The sequence below is a fragment of the Rickettsia argasii T170-B genome, from assembly GCF_000965185.1.
Lineage (GTDB): Bacteria > Pseudomonadota > Alphaproteobacteria > Rickettsiales > Rickettsiaceae > Rickettsia > Rickettsia rickettsii.
On the sequence record NZ_LAOQ01000007.1, the window covers coordinates 20186 to 39376 of the forward strand.

Genomic DNA, 19191 nt, shown 5'->3' on the forward strand with positions numbered 1-19191 from the left:
GTGACAATAGAAAAATCGCAACCACCCAACAACCATATCAACCGTATACAAAATATAAATTAATTTTCTATTTTGTACAGTTTTAAAAAATGAATATGGATTCTACAATAACTCACAACAACTAGGGTTAGGTCTTTTATCATTATCGCTAAGCTCTAATTCTTCTTGTGCCTCGGAACTTGTGGATATAAATAGTTGTTTTGATATAATATTATTTATTGTTGTCGTAGGATAAAAAGACTTAAGCCGTGGGATAGGTATACTAAGTTTATCTGTTATATTTTTATTTTTTGACATATAAAAACCTCCTTTTTAGCTTATAAATGCGTCATTGCCAGAAAATTTAGGCTTTTTGTTGCACATATCGTTTTATGTCATTCCCGCATATGCGGGAATGACATCAAGTAGGTTTTACCGATCTACGCAACAATGCCTGCTCGCAATGACAAAATCTATAATTATTAGGTAATATTTTAACTTTCTTCCTCACTTTGTTCTATCGGTTCTAAACCATATAAAGATATCATACGTTCAAATACTCTACCGGCAGTAGGGGCAGCTGTCCAACTTGCAGTTGCAAAGCCAAAGCTTTCTTTAGTCGGTTTCGGCTCATCAAATCTAATAAAAATAATATATTGCGGGTTAGATGCAGGCAGCATACCTAAAAACGATGACGCTCTACTATTTTTTAGATATTTCTTTTTTCCCCCTGCCCCTTGTGAAAGTTTTTCTGCCGTACCGGTCTTACCGCCGATAAGATAGCCTTTGACCTCTGCTCTTTTACCGTTACCTTCTTTGACTACCGCTCTAAATAATTTCTTCATTTGGGTGGAGGTATTTTCACTAAAAACTTTTGTACCTATTACTTTTTTATCCTTTCTTTTTAATAAAGTAAGATCATATAAAGTACCGCCGTTAACAACCGGTAACATTGCTCTAACAAAATGCAAAGGGCTAATCGAAATGCCGTAGCCATACGACATAGTAACACTCGTTAACTCATTCCATCTTTTCTCGGAAGGAAATAACGGAGTACCTCGTTCAGGTAATTCTATTTGTAACTGATCTAATAGACCTAATTTCTTTAAGTATTTTTTAAAATTGCTTTTACCGATTTCAAGCATAATTTGACTTGTGCCAATATTTGAAGAATATAGAAAAATCTCAGGTACACTATGCCATCCTTGCCTTGGCGTATAATCCTTAAGCTGGAATCCTCCTACTTTCATATAACTTATATCATAAGCATCATTCATATTTATTGCACCGGTATCAAAGCCGACTGCCATAGTTAATGCCTTAAACACCGAACCCATTTCGTAAATGCCGAGACTTGCTATATTAAACAGCTCTTCCGGTTTGGCTAAACTCGGATAATGCGGATCGAAATCAGGCTTATTTACTAATGCTAAAATCTCGCCATTATTTGGATCAGCAATAATGCCTACTGCTCCTATGGCCTTAAATTGCTTTAAAGTTTTATCAATCTCCTCACTTAAAATACTTTGTAATCTGATATCAATAGATAATTGAAGCGGTTCTTTCCGATTCTTTGGTTCGTTTAATTCATAATCAGAATTAGTTAAATACTTATCATAAGCGAGCTCTAAGCCACTAAGCCCTACCGAGTCTCTACCTACATAACCGACAACATGCGACAATAAATTAGAAAAGGTATAAATTCGTTTCTGCTCTTCTTCAAATTCAAAACCAAGTAACCCAAGGCTAGTGATCTTTTCTTGCTGACTAGGTAGTAAATCCCTTTTTACCCATATAAAGCTTTTATTTGACTTAAGTTCTGCAAGTAATTTAGCTTTATTAATATCAGGTAAAATTTCTGCTAGCTTTTTTACGGAAGTTTCAGGATCAAGTACTATTTGTGGATTAGCAAATAATGAGGCAGAAGGTAGGTTCACTGCTAATAAATTACCGTTTCGATCAACTATTTCTTTTCTAAATTGATGATTTTTTTTAAAGGAATTAATATTTTTATCGTAAACATTCGTAGCAACGATTATCAATCTGTAAGATAAAGTACAAAAAAGAAAAGAAAAGACACAAATAACCATTAATAATCGGATTTTTGTATTTTTACTACAAACATTCCAAATTGTTAGACTTTTAATTGTAGGTTTCCATTTTTCCAAAATTTGTTTCATATGTTATTTATGGTGTTTCAAACACTAATATTTCTGCAATCCTTATGTCATTTCCACGAAAGCGGGAATCCAGTACTTTAAAACCTTTTCAAAACTTGATTCGAAAAGTAAAAAATCTTTGAAATCAAGATTTTTTGAAAAGCTCGATTTATCTCGCTTTACCCTAGATTCCCGCTTTCGCGGGAATGACATCGAACGCTTTTTCCAAGCCATGCAACAATCCTACCAAGATACGAAGATCAACTGCAAAAAGAGCAAGGAATCCACAAGACAAGAAATGGAGCGTATACTGAATACGTGAGTACCGCAGTACTTAGTAGGATGACATAGCCAATTTTTGAAGTTCATCGAGTATCCTTCACTCTACTCGAAACAGTCTGTATATACTTATTATTTGTAATTCTTTTGTAACGCCATTTACTACTCTTGGAAATACTAATATTATGATTAAATTTAATATTTTGATCGATATTTGGCCCTAACGGATCTTTGATCATTTGATAAGATTTAACTGTTTCTAATTTTAAATAAGCCGCCGCAAGTTTTTCCAATCTAGCCGGCAAAAGTAGATAAGCTTGCTCTGCTTTTAAAATATGAATATTATTATTCTCACTATTTATCTGTTTTACAACACTACTTAATTGATAATCAAGAGTTGAGACTCGCTCCTTTATGCTAAACAAACTACATATTGCTATAATTGTTATCAATAATGTTAAATAGTGAAGCTTGCTTATACTCATAATTCATTACTCATATATCGCTTTTGCTGCTCGAAGTTTTGCCGATCTCGCTCTAATATTTAGCCCTACTTCTTTATCTGACGGTGCTAGAGCTTTGTTAGTAATAATCTTAAGCCATTTATTTGGATCAATCGTCATGTCATCTTTAGCATATTTTGATCTTACTACCGGCTTTTCCGAATTTTCTTTAAAGAAATTCTTAACTATCCTATCTTCTAAAGAGTGAAAAGACACCACAACTAAACGTCCGTCTTTCTTTAATATATTTTTTACATTCACTAAAAACTGCTCTAACTCCCCAAGCTCATCGTTTACATAAATCCTAATGGCTTGAAAGGTTTTAGTTGCAGGATCAATTTTGCCTTTTCTAAATCCTATACTACTTCTAACAATCTCGGCTAACTTGCCTGTACTATCAATGCTCGCCGTTTTTCTATATTCTACAATTCTCTTAGCAATTCTTCGTGAAAAGCGCTCATCTCCGTATTTGTAAATTACGTCAGCTAGCTCTTTTTCCTCTGCCGTATTTACAAACTCCTCGGCACTAAGCCCTTGCCCGCTCATACGCATATCGAGTGGTCCGTCATGCAAAAACGAAAATCCTCTATCTGCTATATCTAACTGCATTGATGAAACACCTAAATCCAGCACTATCCCATCAAATTTTTTTTCCTTAAGCTTTGCAAAACTATCCGCAAAATTTGTTTCTACAAAATCAAATCTCTCACCGTAATTTTGCTGAATTTCTTCGGCTCTTTTAATCACGTTTGGATCACGATCCAAGGCTGTGACATAACAGTTACAGCTTTCTAATATTGCTTTGCTATATCCTCCTGCTCCAAACGTACAATCTAAATAAGACTCACCATCTTTTGGGCTTAAGGCCTCTAACATTTCATTTAGCATTACAGGCACGTGAGATTGTATCATTAATGAGCATTCCTTAGAGTTAACCGCTTTTCATGAGCAATTTTTTGAGCGGCATTTAAATATTTCTCAAAATTCTGCGGCTGCCAAATCTCAAAAATCACCCCTTTACCTACAAAACATGCTTGCTCTTCGATTCCTGCATGCTTCATTAAAGATTGCGGCAATATAACTCTTCCCTCCCCATCAAAGGAAAGTTGTACAGCTTCCCCGAATATCATAGTCTCAAACGCATCACGCTCCTCGGAATAAGGATCAAGCGTCTCTATCATCTGCCTTAATTTCTCGATATGCGAAATACCACACACCTCTATACAATTATTCCTAATCGACGGATAAGCAATTACACCGTTAAATAATTCTTTCCCTAGTACCGCACGGTAATTCGCCGGCACCGACACCCTACTCTTTTTATCAACACCATTTACATACTTAGATAAAAATACATTCATTGGGTTAATTTGGGATTTAATGGGAAATTATAGGATATTATAGGAATATCAAGGAGTCAAGGGTTTTTAACAAGGATGAGTTAAATTATTAAGATGTCATACCATGGCTTGATCACGGTATCCAAAAAAATAATTTAAAATACTAATATTAGTATTTTAGAATGGATTCCGCGATCAAGTCGCGGGATGACAGAGGGGGAATTGATCCACATAACAACGCCATACAGGAATAACATCGAACCACACAACAAAGCTTAATCCAATGATTTTATGGATTTTTTTTTAAGTGATTTTCACCTTGAAAATTCATATTATTTAATATATTAATTTAAGGTAAATGATTATAGTAATTTGATGGCTAAAGTTAGAGAAATAGAAACGAACATGGCTACTCTAATAACAGAACAAACATCTTCTTATGATACAGGTATGGTGTCTGGGTATTACCTTACTAGAGCAAGACGACATCCTAACTCCTATTGCTTCTTACAATTTTATCCCTAGCATTAGTTTATCGGCCATTCAAGAAGTACCACTGATACCCTCATCTTCTGCACAAGACTCCGGCTACAACATTACACTAGATAAACTATTCGAACAATTTCACATCACTTACGGAGCATATTCTTTTTACCAATCCAAGTTTTTTCAAACCGCTCAACTAAAACATCTTATAAAAAAGGTTTTAGATCATCAAGGTGATGATATCAATATTCAAGATTCGTTTAATAATACAGTTCTACATAAGGCTATTTACCGCAAACTTTATGATATAGCTGAATTTGTACTAGAAAAAGGAGCTTCAACAGATTTAAAAGATTTAGATGGATATACACCTCTTCAATTAGTTATTCATGAAGGCTACACAGAAATGGTTAAATTTAATAATATGGAGCAGATCATCGAGATAAAAAACTAATAAAATTAGTACCCGATGATAAACCTGAATTAAAAGCTTTTTTAAGCCTTGCAATAGCGTCTCAAAATAATAATTCTAGCACAATAGATAATTCTCTTGTTACCACTAAAGATATAGAAAAATTAAATGATACTACAAATTTCTATACCGGTTCAAAAATATCTAAAATTGTTGTGGTTGCTGATGAAAATCCTGAAGAGTTGGGACTTGAATTAGCTGGTGAAGTACATGAATAGGTTTCTTAAACATACTCAATAATGACATATAGAACTATTTTAATATAGGTTAATTTAAAAAATATTGACTTATTAATTTTTATTATGTTTTATTTGAAATAATTATTGATTAATGTTAATAATGATTTTATTTTTTACATAAATAAAGGTTAATTATGCCGCAACTTAAAATAGGTATTTTTAAAATACATAAATATTGTAAAAATATAAAAACTACAACTCAATCAAACGCTAACTATCCCCTAAAGAAAAAAACTACCGAAAAAAAATTAAACCCCACGGTAAAATATATAAATATGATCCCAACCAAGATATTTGGACACCGGATACTGAACTTCTTGGAACAGATTATGACACATAATTATAAATCTAGCATTCTTGACTACATATATATTGTGAACAAATGCTAAGTTTGAGCTTTAAAATCTAATTTATGTTTAATTTACCTATTGATAATATTATCGTATTCATATACCTAATATCTATTCTACTTATTGGTATATATTACCGAGCTAAACATAGTAGTTTTAAGAACTATGCAAATGTTGAAAGTAAAGCGCAAAATAGTAAGCTGTTATTAATAGCTACGATATTTGTAAGTTCTGTCGGAGGAGCCACCACTTTCGGCATTATGGAAAAGGCTTTTTTGGGGCATGAATATTATGCTTACGCTCTTATACTTACAATACCTATAGATATATTAATTGCAATCTATATAGTGCCTTTAATTGCCAAACATTACGGAGCTGAAAGCATCGGCGATATCCTGAGTACATATTACGGTAATATAGGTCGTTTTATCGGAGGGGTTAGTTCGGTTATCGTTTCAGTGGGGTTTTTGGCTGCTCAAATAAGCGTAAGCGGCTATATTTTTCAATATATCTTAGAAATAAATGATGTAAATGGGGTAATTTTAAGTTATAGTATAGTACTTATATATACTACAATAGGCGGTTTACAATCTATTGTTTTTACTAATTTACTACAATTTTTGGCGATGATAATCGCTATACCAACCATAACTTTTATCAGTTTAAATAAAATCGGTTTTGTAGATTTTATTAATAACCTACCTACGGAAAATGCAAATTTTGATCAGAGCAACCTACTTTCTTATACAATTGCAGCAGCTTTAAGTTTTAGCGTCATGAATCTATATCCTACATTTATTCAAAGAGCTTTAATTAATAAAAATCCTACGCAAACAACTAAAGCAATATATGCAAAATCCGCTATATATTTTTTCTTCTTGATTTGCATTACTTTAAATGGTTTAATTGCTTATAAGCTTTATCCAAACCAACCGTCAAATTTAGTATTACCTTATTTAATCAACCAAATCATCCCGACTTTAATTCAAGGGATAGTAATGAGCGGACTCTTAGCTGCCGTTATGTCTACTGCTGATTCTGATTTAAACGTTACTTCTATAGCTATTGTTAAAGATATAATCAATCCTATTTTTAAGGTTAAAAATCAGCAAAAATTATTATTAATTGCTCAAATTATTAACGTTATAATAGGAAGTTTTGCAATAATTGTAGCTTTAAAATTTAGTAATGTAATTGACTTAGTAGTATTCTTCACTGGTTTCTGGGGACCGGTAATATTAGTACCGTTAATAACAACGCTTTTTGGTATCAGAACATCTAAAACTATAATGGTCTTATCATCACTTGGCGGAACAGCTATCTTCTTAATATGGGAATATTATTCTTTATCGTTGCAATATTTCAACCTTAGAGGAGTGTTTATAGGGACGATGGTGAGTCTTGTGATATTTATTCTAGGATGGTGGTATTCTAATGTCATTACGAGGAAAGTCATATAAAATATATTACTTAAAGTTTTAAATAATTTAATATATTAACTCAAGGTTAATAATTGAATTATGAGGATTTTATGTCTAAGCAAAATAGTATTGAAGGAAAATATAGCATAATAATTCCTATTGAAGACGAGAATGGGAGAATAAAATTTAAGCTTAATTCACGTGATGACGTTAATGGCAGCACTTTAGCTGATATAGCTACGTATTCAGAAAATATGCGTAATATGTATTACTCTACTAAGCAAAAAAATTATGCTGTTAACTCTTTAATGACAGGAACTTTAAATTATTCTATTCATGGTACAATGACTCCATATTATCCTGACTTAACTAAATTTAATATTAATGATTTATCTCAGAATGATGAACCTAAATTAATAGGCGAAGCATGCCAAGAACTTAAAGATCCTATTTAGGATATAAAAAGCTGGCCTTATTGCATGCATCCAGAAACCTGCGCGATATCATTCCTGCGGAAGCAGGAATTCAGTGACAAGTAGAAAATCGAGCTTTTAATTTTTAAAATTTAGTATGTCTATACTTTTTAGTGACTGGATTCCCGCCTACGCGGGAATGACATAGCGACTCATACAACTAGGTTTTTCATGAGTTATAATATTAGTTTTTTCTGTGCAAAGCATTAAAAATTATCTCAGCAAGTAACTTGTTAATGCCATTTACTTTAGCAAGCTCATCTATGGTTGCGTCACATACTGCTTTATACGAACCGAAATAATGCAGTAATGCTTTTTTTCGAGTTTCACCTATGCCCTCTATATCGTCAAGGCTTGATATTTTTATAGCACGTGATCTACCTAGTCTATGATTCTTTATGGCAAAATTATGTGCCTCATCTCGCAAGATTTGTAAATATTTCATAACCGGCAAATTCTTATCTAGAGTAAATACTTCCTTACCTATCACATGGAACTGTTCAAAACCGGCATTTCTATCTACTCCTTTTGACATACAAACAAAAGGAATATTCATTTCAAATTTATCCATCACCTCTTTAACGACGCCTAAATGCCCTTTGCCGCCGTCTATAATCATTAAGCTTGGCAATTTATGCGGCTCTTGCCTTAACCTTGTAAGCCGCCTTGTTAGGACTTGCCGGAGCATCTCATAATCGTCACCTTTTATGTCACCCCTGCAGTTCTTTATGCAATTCCCGCGAAAGCAGGAATCCATTAACCTTTTTGGATCCCCGCTTTCACGGGAATGACATACGAGAGAGGGAGCATGGACATTAAAAACCCGATATTCTTTTTTATCAAAACCGACTTTACTAGCAACTACCATCACTCCAACCGCAAACTTACCTTGAATATGGCTATTATCATAAATCTCAATTCTTTCAGGAATTTCAGAAAGACCAAATAGCTCTTTAATTTCAAACATAATCTCTTGATTTTTTGCAAATTTCTTCAAATACTGCTCTAGAGAAAATAAAGCATTTGTCTCGGCATTTTGAACTAATTTAGCCTTACCGCCTTTATTAGGTACTGTAATATTAAGCTGAAGTATATTGTTGATTTTCTTAATCGCCTCTATCACATTCTCTTTATCATTAATTTCATGATTAATTATAATTGCCGCAGGCACGTGTTGTTTTTGGTAAAATTGTAATAAAAAATATTCTAATACTTCTTCTTTGGTACTATTTTCGGTAGAAGTAAGAAAATAAGGAATATTACCGCATGCTTGCCCTTCCCTATATAAAAACACTTCCACGCAATAATGCCCGTTCTTGTCCACAATAGCGATTATATCTGCGTCTTTAACGACATCTGAAACCCCTGCCTTAAGCTGCACATAACTAAGTGCTTTAATGCGATCTCTAATTTCTGCCGCTTCTTCAAAACGCATCTGACTACTTAGCTCTTCCATCTTTCTAGATAGGTTCTCTTGGAGTTCTTTAGTGCGACCTTGTAAGAAATCTTTAACCTGAGTTACTAAGTCTCTATAGTCTTCCTTGTTTATTTTACCGACGCAAGGAGCATAACAACGTTTTATTTCATATTGTAAGCAAGGGCGAGTACGTGAATTAAAGTAATTATCCGTGCAGGAACGTAATTTAAAAATTTTTTGTAGTTCGGTCAAAGTAGTATTAACTTCCGCACTCGAGGCAAAAGGACCAAAAAACTTCCCGTCACTTAGAGTTTTACCTCGATATTTTAGTAATTGTGGGAAATCATGATCTAAACGTAACTTAATGAAAGGAAAAGACTTGTAGTCCTTAAGAAGAATATTAAATTTCGGCTGAAATTTCTTGATTAGCTGTGCTTCTAAAAGTAGTGCTTCAACTTCGGAATTAGTGATGCTATACTCTAAAAAACAAGTATTTGCAATCATCCGAAGCGTCTTATTATCTAAATTGCTTTTAATGTAATTAGTAAGGCGTTTCTTTAAATTTTTAGCTTTACCAACATAGATAACTTGCTTGTTAACATCAAACATTCGATAAACCCCTGAACGTTCAGGAGCATCTATAAGTTTAGATTTAATTAACTCAGTTCCGGTAATTTCTAGGGTCATGTGTATAGTGTCCTATGTCATTCTTAGCTAAAAGCCGAAATCCAGAAAAAATAACCTTAATATTGATATAAAAATTACACATTAAACCTAAAAAAACAAGTTTTTTATAGGTTTTACTGGATTCCCGCCTTTGTGGGCATGACATAGAAGAGTGCACCATGCAACAATAATCTTCAATTCCCCGTTTTATTATACGGATTGTCATTTGCGACTTTAACATTCACTATTTTTCGTGTATTGTCATCAAAGAAAAAGGTTATTTTAAACTCATCTCCTACATTTAAATCTACTTTTGGGTCATAAAGCATAATATGCATGTCACCAGGCTTAAAATCAACACTAATATTACCGGCAATTAAAAATGGATAATCCACTTTTACCATTTTACTAACCCCTTGATCATTAATTGTTTGATGAATTTCTATTCCACTTATCTTATCTGAAGATATATTCACTAAATTATAACTCTTACTTCTACTATTTATTAATGTAAAATACATAGCAGAATTGCTAACTTTACCTTGCACATTTGTTGTAGGTCTTGCCCAAGGCTGTGCAAAGTGAACGGCTGCCTCTGCAGGTAAATCATCGGGCTGATCAGAAGAAGAATTTGTAGCATTAGGATTTTGAGCTGTTTGGTTATCAGCATAGCTTACTGCACAAATTAAAGTTATAAAACTAATTAGTAATGTTTTTAGCATAATAATACCCTTAATAAATTAAAATGAAATATTAGCATAGATTAAATATAAATCTAGTTTTTTAAAAGATATTTTTTGTACACTTCTTGTGGTAATCTCTCTATAGCATAACGAACTGCGGTTCTTGGCACTTGTAAAGTATAACAATCCAAAAAATCTATTAATTGTTTTTCATCTTTTTTTCCTGCTTCACGTAGCATCCAACCTACTGCTTTATGCATTAAATCATGTTTATCGTTTAAGAGTAATTTTGCTATTTCAAAAGTCGTATTTAATGTATTATTTTTGATAAAATACCAAGTAGCAACTATAGCTATTCGTCTTTCCCATAGAATTTCCGATTTTGTTAATGTAAAGAGATAATCCTTTTCTTTATCCCATAAATAAGCTCCGATTATATGATGAGCTGATGCATCCACTAAATTCCAATGATTTACGTGTTTTATATTGTTTAAATAAAAATTATACAAAAACTCTTTATCTTGTGCTGTCTGATATTGCATAATCAAAATAGCTAATGCTAAAAATCTCTCTTCATTAAATTCTGAAGTAATAAGTTAACTTAAATCCTCCATATCCAAATTATAATAACTTTTAGCTATTGTACGTAAAGTCGGCACGGTAACACCAATAAATCAGTCATGCTCTCCATACTCTCCTTCTCTAGTGTTCAAGAATAGCGCTCTACGTTCTACAGGAATAGTAGCATTCTCAAGTAAAATATTTCTAATTTGTTGTAAATTTTCTCTCATGTTCAATAAGCCATTTTTTACGATGTAATCCCCTGCTATAGCCTCCAAGTTTGCCATTGCTATTAATAATACGATGACAAGGAACAATGATTGCTAACTGATTCATACCATTAGCATTTGCAACAGCTCTATAAGAATTAGGTTTGCCCAAAGCTTTAGCCTGATTTAAATAGCTTCGTGTTTCACCGTAAGGTATATTAATTAATTCTTGCCAAACCATTTTTTGAAATGGGCTTCCTAAAAGCCATATAGGCGTATTAAATTTTTGTAAAGTACCGTTAAAGTACAATTGAAGATCCTCTTCAATCATTAAAATCGGTTCAGTGCTTCCAGGAATAATAGCAGATTCTGTCTTAATCCTTAGCCTCTCAATTTCACGCTCCAAACCTCTTCTATCAACAAACTCTAGCAAATAAAGCAATTTTTCATCACTAATTGCCAGCATAGAACCAAGAGGCGTATCTAGCCAAGCCGCTTTTAAACTCATTATTTTACCCTAAATTATGATTTCTTAATATTATAATATTGATTTTTTATTTAACAATTTTATATTTTTAAAACTAACAATTTATAGGTAATCACTATGATAAAAGCTCATGTTTTTAAATATTCTCAGGTAATTTTAACCAAGAGGGAACTCGCTATAATAAAATTTAGCGAATACAGCGGACTAAGTATACCGGATATTGCTACTATGGCAAAAGAAGAAGAAAAACTAACGGAATAATAGATCAGTATAAAACTGGTAAAATAACTACCGCAAAATTTCGTAAGAAAATGAATGAGCTTATACAAGGAAAAAACGGTAATCCTATATGAGATAATGAGGTTTTGATAAAGGCTGGAATGCTATGTGCAAAATAGCACCTGAAAAGCTAACAGAGCTATATAACTTACAACAGACGCATAAATTGCATATCCACATTATAGGCAATACAAACGAATTACAGTATAATTATATTCAATAAAAAATAGAAAAAGCCCCAAATCAACCCACCATTTCTTATACACTTTCATACAAACTTGGTAACTCAGGTGAGAGAGAATTAAAACATTATACAAAACATTTTTTAGCAGCTCGCGATTATGAACCGGTATGGCATATGGAAGCTCAAAATGACTATGACCAAAACGCTTTAGACATATTAGGAAAATATTACGATAATACAACTACAGATATTATATAAATATTGATAGCTTAAAAATTCTACAATAGCGCATTATGCAATAATTCGCTATTTGCGTTATTTAAGCCAAATCATTTAGCTTCATGATCTTTAGCAAAATCAATTAGGCTTTCCACAACATCACTTAAATTTTCATTATTAAAGTCAATCCTCATTTCTTTTTTAACAACATCAACAAAATAATCATCAATTGAATTTTTCATTTAAAATGGAAGTATTTTTTGTCCAATGAACAATTATTTTCTGCTTAATGATGTCATAGGTATCAAGAGCAATTTGAATGGCATTTTCACGCTGATTTTGATCTTTTCGATTCTGTAAGAAGCTAAGTGCTTTTCTATAAAAAGCTATTATTGTTTTGTTAGTGCTGAGTTCACTTGGCACATCATTTTTAAATTCAGCTCTTATTTTTTTAACTCTATTTAAAAGATCACTATCCGATAAACGTTTATTATGATGCTGTATTATTGTGTTATCTATAATGGTAGAAAATTTTTGATAAAAGGCAGGATCGATATCGATATAATCCTTAATAGTATCTTGTATTTGATTAGCCATATCCATGACCGTGATATCTGTCCTTTTGATAAATTGTTCAAATATTTCATCGTCCAAAATGTTAACCGCTTCAGTTTTAGTAATATGACCAGCAATAACATACTCATCAAGCAAGTTCATGATTTGAGCGGTATATATTTTTTTATCCGGTTTTTCTTTATAACGCTTTTCCACTATCTCTTTGAGCTTATTAAATTTTATTCATATTGTAAATAAACTCGTTCTTTTTCTTCATAAAATTCATAAGAATTAGAAGTTATAGAAATCAGATTTTTAAATTTATTCAACAAGAAATAAAACTTATTACGTATAGCTTCATCGGCTAAATGTTGTTCGGGCTGTTCAAAATCCAAATCGTTAGGCACATTTATAAAAATATTTTTAATTTCTTGTAGTAACGGAAAAAATGCTTTCAATTTATCATCTACAAAAAATATAGCATCTTCTAAATCTTCTCTATCAAAATTGTTTAAACCATAATTTTCATAAAATTGATGTGCTTGTTTTAATTGATTCGATAACCCTACATAGTCAATTACGTAACCGTATTCTTTAGTTTTCCCTTTTTCTTCAAATAGACGATTCGCACGAGTAATTGCTTGTAAAAGATTATGTTCTTTTAATTCTTTGCATATGTAAATAACGACATTACGCGGTGCATCAAAACCGGTTAGTAATTTTTAATAATTCTATTATTGAATTTTGCTCCATATTGTTCCCTCATGTTTTTTATAAATTTATCTATTTCATTTTCGCTTTCAATATCTTTATAACCGTCCCGGTCATCAGTAGAAGATATAACAACTTCAGAACTTACTTTTTATAGTATATTTATGAATTAGCCCACCAAACTTTCTCATAGTGTTTTTTTGCTCTTTTAAAAGCGGTGTACCGGCAAATGCTATATAACAAGCGTTAGGCAAAATAGTTCTCATGTTATCTGCTAAATCACCGTATTGAGTGCGATGACCTGCGTCAATAAGAGCCAAGATCTTATCATTAGAATCTTTATAATAATCTTCAAGAACTGAAATGTATTAATTACCGTAGTTATAATAGATACATCGCTTCTGATTAATTTAATTAGCTCTGCCGATATAGTTGCAAGTTTAGGTTCAAGTCCATAAGCTTTAAAAGTACTTTCGATTTGTCCGTCAAGTTCAATTCTATCGGTTATAATTATGATACGTTGACTCACAAGATTAGCGGATTTTAGTAGACATTTGGCAATCATTACCATTGTTAAAGATTTGCCCGTACATTGCGTGTACCATATTACCCTACCTTTTCTAATGTTATGCTTTTCACGTTCTCCTATCCTTTTTATAGTTGCATGCGTGCCGAAAAATTGATGATGACGAGCTATTTTTCTTACATCATTATCAAAAACACAAAAATTTTTAACTAAATCAAGTCATCTTTCAGGACGACATAGAGCATAAAGTACTTTATCTTGCTCGGTAGGTGCTACGTTACCTGCTAATTGTTGTTTATCAAAATAATTTCTACAAATAGCAAAATCACCGGCCTAAAGAAGATTTTTGACCTCTTCAGTTAACAGCTTGTTAATTAAATTACGTATAATATTGATATTTTGTTTTTTTCTCCCTCTTCTCGCCCAATACTCCAATATTTGTCCGAGCTGCCTACAGTAACATATTTCGCTTCATTTTTATTTATAGCAATTAATAATTGAGCATAATGAAAAAGATGCGGTATTTCATCTGATTTTTGATTACATATATGCTGAGATATAGCTTGATCTAATGGCTCGATAGGCGATTTACATTCAATTACTACAAAAGGTCTGCCATTAACGAATAATACAATATCACATATACGTATACTACCTTTACGTATTTTGACTCTACCCGCATTTCAAAAACAGCATAATAAACATTATTTTTAGGCGTTATACCTACAATACTATCGGGAAAGGCTGAATCAAAAAATCAAGTATTACAGTAATTCCTATGTTAGCTGCAATTGCTAATACAATAGTTCCTTTAGGAAATAATCTACTTACTTTTAAGCCTTTTTCGTTTAAAGTCTGTTTATAATATCTAACGTCACTACTTGACTTAGGTATATCACCAGTTTGGATAAAAGGAATTTCACCACCGTAATATCTAGGGTCATTTCTTGGACGAATAGAAAACTTACCACGTTGAATATAAGCTATCTCTCTAAGGGTACTCTTGAATCATCCTTTAACAACCCCAAGCTCTTTTAGATGAATATCCAACTGTGAACGTATATTTACTAAATCTTTTTCGAATTATTGGATTTCTTATTGTTGCAGTTCTGCTATGTTAACTTCTTCCTCATTCTCATATGTATCAATATAACGGGGAATATTTAAATTATATTTATTTTCACGAATTTCTTCGATATTTGCTCGATGAGAATATTTTTCAATGATTTTTCTATTTTTATAAGTATCAACAATTTTATTAATATGCTCGTCTTCTAAAAAATTCTGCCCTTTACCTGCGTTAAAAAATCCACTAGCATCGATAAATAATATATCTTTTCGTTGTTCGTTTTCTCCTTTCTCTTCTCTTGAGCGATCAAATACTAAAATAACAACAGGAATACTAGTTGAAGTAAAAAGATTAGCAGGCAGACCAATTACTGCATATAATAGATTATCTTCAATTAAACTCTGACGAATTAAAACTTCGCTTCCCCCACGCAATAATACGCAGTGCGGTACTACTATAGCAGCACGTCCACTCCGCGGCTTAGTGGTTTTAATCATATGCAAAATAAAGGCATAATCTCCCTTACTTTTAGGAGGGATACCACGCTCAAAATGATTATACTCATCATTAGCTGTGTTTTCATGCCCCCATTTTTCTAAACTAAAAGGCGGGTTGGCAACAACTATATCAAACTCCATAATCTTATCGTTTTCAAGTAACGCCGGATGATTTAGTGTATCACCCCAATAAATATGTGCTCCGCCTTCCGCGTGCAAAAACATATTAATCTGTGCTAATTCCCATGTTGTATTAGTCATTTCTTGACCGTAAAGTGCATAATTATCATCCTCCACTTCTTTAGCCGCTCTAATTAATAGTGAACCTGGAGCCACAAGCCGGATAACAAATTGTATTGCCGGACTCCGGAGCAGCAAGCTTGGCAAGTAAAGTTGATACGGCAGCAGGAGTATAAAATTCTCCGGCTTTTGTGCCTGCATCTGAAACAAAGCGTTATATTAGATAAATATAACATTCGCCTATAATATCTGCACTAACTCTATCGGGATTTAAATCTAATTCCGGTTTGTTAAAATCTTCTAACAGCATTTTTAAACGACGATTTCGTTCTTTGATCTTACATAAATTATATTCTGAGTTAAAATCGACACGCAATACTTCACCTAATTTAGCAGAGTTGTCCGAAAACATCATAAAAATCTATACCTTGTGGTATTACAAATTGTTCTCGTTTTAATTGTTGTTCGGCTCTTAAAGGTTCGTCTTTATATTTTTCTTCATATTTTTTTGCATGCACTTTCCAAACATCTGAAATATATTTAAAGAATAACATTACTAATATGTAATCTTTATAATTTGCTGCATCCATCACACCGTGAAAAGTATCACAAGCAGCCCAAGCAGCACTATTTATTTGATTTTGTTTTACTTGATCAAGCATATCTTTATTTTATCTAGTGATAGATTATATAGGTTAAAAATTGCAAAACAACTAATCTAGTTTTCATAAAAATAGATGGTAACAATTATTTTTCAACTATATGTTTGTTTATAGCTCAAAATTAATAATAAAATATTTAGTTATAAATAAAAACTTACTTAATTTGAACAATTAGTTTATTTGCAGCATATAGAATTTTTAGAAAATTTAGAAAGGTTGGAAAGCCTGAAGATATTTGGTGGAGACAAAGGGGTTCAAACCTACGACCTGCTGTATGACAGGCAGAGGGTCTATTTTTATATAATTCGAGAACTATCATAATTTCTTCTTATTTACCCTCTGAAATCCTAATAGTTATAACGTTTTAATCCATTTTATTCAAATAGTCCTTGAATACTATTTTAGATTGCCTTATCTAGCAATTATTATTAAATTCCAAGTCAAATTTTAATTAAATGGAACATATTGGAAACATTATAATTTCGTCAATTGCTATGAATTTTTTTGCAATGATGTTAATTTATTAACTAATCTGTTTTTAGTTAGCAATGCCATAATATTTTTTAAAATTAGGACTTGCATATCCTTTTTAATCGAGTTATATCCGCGTCAACTTATGGTTAAATATAAAATTTAAATTAAAAAATAATTATGAATAAGGACTCATTTCATTTTACACATAGCGAGCTTATTAAAATTACAATGCCCAAAGAAGTTCAAGTAAAATATAAAGACGATAAATTAGAAGGCTTAGTATTAATAGCATCTTATGGCGGTAGTAAAACTTTTTATTATGGTAAAAAAATAAACGCTAGGTACAAATTAAAGTAATGACTTAACTCAGGCTAAAAAACTTAGAACTGCAAACGTAGCAGTGGAAAGGTTTAAAAGAATATTTAATAAACTTATTACATAGGGTTTTCTTGGAAAGAACCCTATATATGATGATAATATAACACTTAATGATGAAGAAGAACGAGTTAGATACTTATTAGAAAAAGAAATACAAGCTTTTTTTTAAGCATTTAAAAATGCTACACCGTTAATGAGAGATTATGTTTGTATTTCTCTTTATACTGCTGCTAGGAAAGGAAATGTATTGGCAATGGCGTGGAAAGATATTAATTGGGAAAAAAGACTTGGGAAATTCCAAATACTAAAAATGGGAAACCGCATGTAATACCACTATTGCCACCAGCTATAGAGATATTAGAAAGAAGAAAAAAAGAAACCGACACAAAAGAAATAATTAGCGAGTAAAGCAAAAATAGAAAACTTGAGAATACACGATCTTCGTAGAACCTTAGCCAACTGGATGGCAAGTGAAAATATTGATACAAATATAATTGGTAAAACTCTTGGTCATAAAAGTATTAAGTCTATTCTAATTTATGCAAGGCTTAATGTTAAGTCAGTAAGAACCCACATGGAACAAGCACTAGAGGGAAAAATACCGATTATTCAATAATGAATATTGTGGCATTTATAACGATTTTTAATAACTTTGAGTTTATTTATATTCATTATCTCTATTTTGTTCGATAGACCAAATATATTTAATAAAATTTCAATTTAAAGCAAAAATAATACTAGATTTATTAAATAATCCGAGCTAAATATAGATCCGGTGATATTGCATAAGGTAATATAAAACGTAGAAATTAGCTAAAGTCGACAAACTAATCTAATTCATACGCACCATTTGAACAATCAAAACAGTGAAGACACATTATGACAAAAATAATACCCCACAATCAAAACACAAAAAAGCTAATCTTAATAATTCAAGCAATACTTCTAAAGTGACCCAAAAATCACATAATAGCTGGGAACACCAAACAAAGCTTTTACCGGTAGTTGCTAGCTTAAAATCCTTAATGGAAGGTGGTAGCGGCAGAAACCATATACAAGAAGACAATTCAGAAAGTGATTGTGATATTCATAAATGTATGATTTTACAAAATGAACTAAGAACCACACAATATGAATTTACTTCACGTTACATAGGGGAACTGCTTTGTTTTTATGAAATGCTACACAATGATATTATTGAATTCTTAAAATTAGAACGTGTCAAAAAAAAAGCCTTAATTTAACAAACATTAAAATGTGAGTAGACCTAACCAATCGCTCAATTAGGCCCCTCCTCAGAACCGGACATGCAGAGCTACCGCATCCGGCTCCCGAAAGGTAAGATAGGCTTTATGCCTTATTTGTTGTTTAGAACATTGAGATAATCTTTCCGTTTTCAGGAAAGTTTACCCTTTTAAGTATCTCGGTTAGTCTTTGCCAATTCATCTTACGTTTTCCTCCCATTCTATTAAACCACTCATATATTGCACGTTTACTTTGGTCGATAAATGAGCTTACTCGTCTTTCGTTATCCGATATACCATGATAGTTGATCCATCCCCTAATAACTCTAAATAAGAACACTTTAAGAATATTGGCTCAAACACAGAGTTTAATATCTTGCTTACTGCAGACTCGATTATCTTATCTTCGAAACATGATATTACTAAAGG

27 protein-coding genes and 5 pseudogenes are annotated in these 19191 nt (G+C 32.1%); 9 read left to right on the plus strand and 23 right to left on the minus strand.

The window, feature by feature from the left end; translation table 11 throughout:
• Window positions 1-102: 102 nt before the first annotated feature.
• The 5 genes from RAT170B_RS06870 to mraZ form a co-directional block, all read right to left on the minus strand.
• Window positions 103-297: a hypothetical protein gene (locus RAT170B_RS06870; protein WP_045805970.1), complete on the minus strand. Its 195-nt coding sequence runs from the start codon at window positions 295-297 to the stop codon at window positions 103-105.
• Between the two features lie 176 nt (window positions 298-473).
• Window positions 474-2159 (minus strand): peptidoglycan D,D-transpeptidase FtsI family protein, encoded by a 1686-nt coding sequence (locus tag RAT170B_RS06875; protein ID WP_014014496.1) that lies wholly within the window; start codon window positions 2157-2159, stop codon window positions 474-476.
• A 344-nt stretch (window positions 2160-2503) separates the two neighbouring features.
• Window positions 2504-2902, minus strand: coding sequence for a hypothetical protein (locus tag RAT170B_RS06880; RefSeq protein WP_014014497.1), 399 nt, complete (start codon window positions 2900-2902; stop codon window positions 2504-2506).
• A 6-nt stretch (window positions 2903-2908) separates the two neighbouring features.
• Entirely contained in the window at window positions 2909-3832 is a 924-nt protein-coding gene (gene rsmH, locus RAT170B_RS06885) for a 16S rRNA (cytosine(1402)-N(4))-methyltransferase RsmH (protein WP_014014498.1), read from the minus strand.
• A complete protein-coding gene (gene mraZ, locus RAT170B_RS06890) occupies window positions 3832-4281 on the minus strand; it encodes a division/cell wall cluster transcriptional repressor MraZ (RefSeq protein WP_010977464.1) in 450 nt (149 codons plus the stop codon). The genes rsmH and mraZ overlap by 1 nt, the downstream gene beginning before the upstream one ends.
• A gap of 418 nt (window positions 4282-4699) precedes the next feature.
• Here mraZ and RAT170B_RS06895 point away from each other — a divergent pair, with 418 nt between their 5' ends.
• The 3 genes from RAT170B_RS06895 (at window position 4700) to RAT170B_RS06910 (ending at window position 7683) form a co-directional block, all read left to right on the plus strand.
• The gene (locus RAT170B_RS06895) at window positions 4700-5200 is read left to right on the plus strand and encodes an ankyrin repeat domain-containing protein (protein WP_261368770.1); all 501 of its coding nucleotides are present in this window, start codon (window positions 4700-4702) and stop codon (window positions 5198-5200) included.
• 669 nt (window positions 5201-5869) lie between these two features.
• Window positions 5870-7267: a sodium:solute symporter gene (locus RAT170B_RS06900; protein ID WP_014120906.1), complete on the plus strand. Its 1398-nt coding sequence runs from the start codon at window positions 5870-5872 to the stop codon at window positions 7265-7267.
• A gap of 215 nt (window positions 7268-7482) precedes the next feature.
• Window positions 7483-7683, plus strand: a complete 201-nt coding sequence (locus RAT170B_RS06910; protein ID WP_045805982.1) for a hypothetical protein — start codon at window positions 7483-7485, stop codon at window positions 7681-7683.
• 202 nt (window positions 7684-7885) lie between these two features.
• On the opposite strand, the gene uvrC is transcribed toward RAT170B_RS06910, so the two are convergent.
• The 5 genes from uvrC to RAT170B_RS06930 form a co-directional block, all read right to left on the minus strand.
• Entirely contained in the window at window positions 7886-9805 is a 1920-nt protein-coding gene (uvrC, locus tag RAT170B_RS06915) for an excinuclease ABC subunit UvrC (RefSeq protein WP_045805971.1), read from the minus strand.
• 173 nt (window positions 9806-9978) lie between these two features.
• On the minus strand, window positions 9979-10506 hold the full coding sequence (locus tag RAT170B_RS06920; RefSeq protein WP_045805972.1) for a copper chaperone PCu(A)C: 528 nt from the start codon (window positions 10504-10506) through the stop codon (window positions 9979-9981).
• 53 nt (window positions 10507-10559) lie between these two features.
• Complete coding sequence (locus RAT170B_RS06925; RefSeq protein WP_261368774.1) at window positions 10560-11060, minus strand: DNA alkylation repair protein; 501 nt, start codon at window positions 11058-11060, stop codon at window positions 10560-10562.
• An 81-nt stretch (window positions 11061-11141) separates the two neighbouring features.
• Complete coding sequence (locus RAT170B_RS11830; protein ID WP_082068710.1) at window positions 11142-11258, minus strand: DNA alkylation repair protein; 117 nt, start codon at window positions 11256-11258, stop codon at window positions 11142-11144.
• Window positions 11233-11745, minus strand: coding sequence for a methylated-DNA--[protein]-cysteine S-methyltransferase (locus tag RAT170B_RS06930; protein WP_014014505.1), 513 nt, complete (start codon window positions 11743-11745; stop codon window positions 11233-11235). Before RAT170B_RS06930 ends, RAT170B_RS11830 begins: the two co-directional genes overlap by 26 nt.
• Window positions 11746-11841: 96 nt before the next feature.
• On the opposite strand from RAT170B_RS06930, the gene RAT170B_RS10680 reads away from it, so the two are divergent.
• Window positions 11842-11985 (plus strand): hypothetical protein, encoded by a 144-nt coding sequence (locus RAT170B_RS10680; protein ID WP_014014506.1) that lies wholly within the window; start codon window positions 11842-11844, stop codon window positions 11983-11985.
• Window positions 11986-12035: 50 nt separating this feature from the next.
• Window positions 12036-12226 (plus strand): annotated as a pseudogene (locus RAT170B_RS12285) (hypothetical protein).
• Between the two features lie 290 nt (window positions 12227-12516).
• Here RAT170B_RS12285 and RAT170B_RS11835 read toward each other — a convergent pair.
• From RAT170B_RS11835 to RAT170B_RS11850, 12 genes and pseudogenes are all read right to left on the minus strand, one after another.
• On the minus strand, window positions 12517-12648 hold the full coding sequence (locus tag RAT170B_RS11835) for a hypothetical protein (RefSeq protein WP_014014507.1): 132 nt from the start codon (window positions 12646-12648) through the stop codon (window positions 12517-12519).
• Window positions 12632-13177: a type I restriction enzyme endonuclease domain-containing protein gene (locus RAT170B_RS06940; protein WP_186786306.1), complete on the minus strand. Its 546-nt coding sequence runs from the start codon at window positions 13175-13177 to the stop codon at window positions 12632-12634. The genes RAT170B_RS11835 and RAT170B_RS06940 overlap by 17 nt, the downstream gene beginning before the upstream one ends.
• Before the next feature lie 23 nt (window positions 13178-13200).
• Complete coding sequence (locus tag RAT170B_RS06945; RefSeq protein WP_045805973.1) at window positions 13201-13419, minus strand: hypothetical protein; 219 nt, start codon at window positions 13417-13419, stop codon at window positions 13201-13203.
• A 171-nt stretch (window positions 13420-13590) separates the two neighbouring features.
• A pseudogene (locus RAT170B_RS12485) lies at window positions 13591-13644 on the minus strand (hypothetical protein); the annotation flags it as partial.
• Window positions 13627-13823: pseudogene (locus RAT170B_RS12290) on the minus strand (type I restriction endonuclease subunit R); the annotation flags it as partial. The pseudogenes RAT170B_RS12485 and RAT170B_RS12290, both read right to left, overlap by 18 nt.
• On the minus strand, window positions 13810-13992 hold the full coding sequence (locus RAT170B_RS12490; RefSeq protein ID WP_186786307.1) for a hypothetical protein: 183 nt from the start codon (window positions 13990-13992) through the stop codon (window positions 13810-13812). The gene RAT170B_RS12490 and the pseudogene RAT170B_RS12290, both read right to left, overlap by 14 nt.
• Entirely contained in the window at window positions 13947-14369 is a 423-nt protein-coding gene (locus RAT170B_RS09270) for a DEAD/DEAH box helicase family protein (RefSeq protein ID WP_146620375.1), read from the minus strand. Before RAT170B_RS09270 ends, RAT170B_RS12490 begins: the two co-directional genes overlap by 46 nt.
• A 203-nt stretch (window positions 14370-14572) precedes the next feature.
• Complete coding sequence (locus RAT170B_RS12495; RefSeq protein ID WP_082068713.1) at window positions 14573-14863, minus strand: type I restriction endonuclease; 291 nt, start codon at window positions 14861-14863, stop codon at window positions 14573-14575.
• Window positions 14864-15293: 430 nt separating this feature from the next.
• A complete protein-coding gene (locus RAT170B_RS11840; protein ID WP_261368771.1) occupies window positions 15294-16100 on the minus strand; it encodes an SAM-dependent methyltransferase in 807 nt (268 codons plus the stop codon).
• Window positions 16075-16158, minus strand: a pseudogene (locus RAT170B_RS12500) (hypothetical protein); the annotation flags it as partial. The pseudogene RAT170B_RS12500 and the gene RAT170B_RS11840, both read right to left, overlap by 26 nt.
• Window positions 16159-16218: 60 nt before the next feature.
• Window positions 16219-16419 (minus strand): hypothetical protein, encoded by a 201-nt coding sequence (locus tag RAT170B_RS11845; RefSeq protein ID WP_225981230.1) that lies wholly within the window; start codon window positions 16417-16419, stop codon window positions 16219-16221.
• On the minus strand, window positions 16394-16666 hold the full coding sequence (locus tag RAT170B_RS11850) for a type I restriction-modification system subunit M N-terminal domain-containing protein (protein ID WP_261368772.1): 273 nt from the start codon (window positions 16664-16666) through the stop codon (window positions 16394-16396). The genes RAT170B_RS11845 and RAT170B_RS11850 overlap by 26 nt, the downstream gene beginning before the upstream one ends.
• A 651-nt stretch (window positions 16667-17317) precedes the next feature.
• On the opposite strand from RAT170B_RS11850, the gene RAT170B_RS06960 reads away from it, so the two are divergent.
• The 4 genes from RAT170B_RS06960 to RAT170B_RS06970 all read left to right on the plus strand — a co-directional run bounded on the left by RAT170B_RS06960 (window position 17318) and on the right by RAT170B_RS06970 (window position 18762).
• On the plus strand, window positions 17318-17497 hold the full coding sequence (locus RAT170B_RS06960; RefSeq protein ID WP_045805974.1) for a hypothetical protein: 180 nt from the start codon (window positions 17318-17320) through the stop codon (window positions 17495-17497).
• Between the two features lie 294 nt (window positions 17498-17791).
• Window positions 17792-17926: a hypothetical protein gene (locus tag RAT170B_RS11855; protein ID WP_014120911.1), complete on the plus strand. Its 135-nt coding sequence runs from the start codon at window positions 17792-17794 to the stop codon at window positions 17924-17926.
• A gap of 16 nt (window positions 17927-17942) precedes the next feature.
• Window positions 17943-18134 carry a tyrosine-type recombinase/integrase gene (locus tag RAT170B_RS06965; protein WP_045805975.1) on the plus strand — a complete coding sequence of 64 codons (192 nt, stop codon included), beginning with the start codon at window positions 17943-17945 and terminating at the stop codon, window positions 18132-18134.
• A 250-nt stretch (window positions 18135-18384) separates the two neighbouring features.
• Entirely contained in the window at window positions 18385-18762 is a 378-nt protein-coding gene (locus RAT170B_RS06970) for a hypothetical protein (protein ID WP_045805976.1), read from the plus strand.
• 330 nt (window positions 18763-19092) lie between these two features.
• Here RAT170B_RS06970 and RAT170B_RS12300 read toward each other — a convergent pair.
• Window positions 19093-19191 (minus strand): annotated as a pseudogene (locus tag RAT170B_RS12300) (reverse transcriptase); the annotation flags it as partial.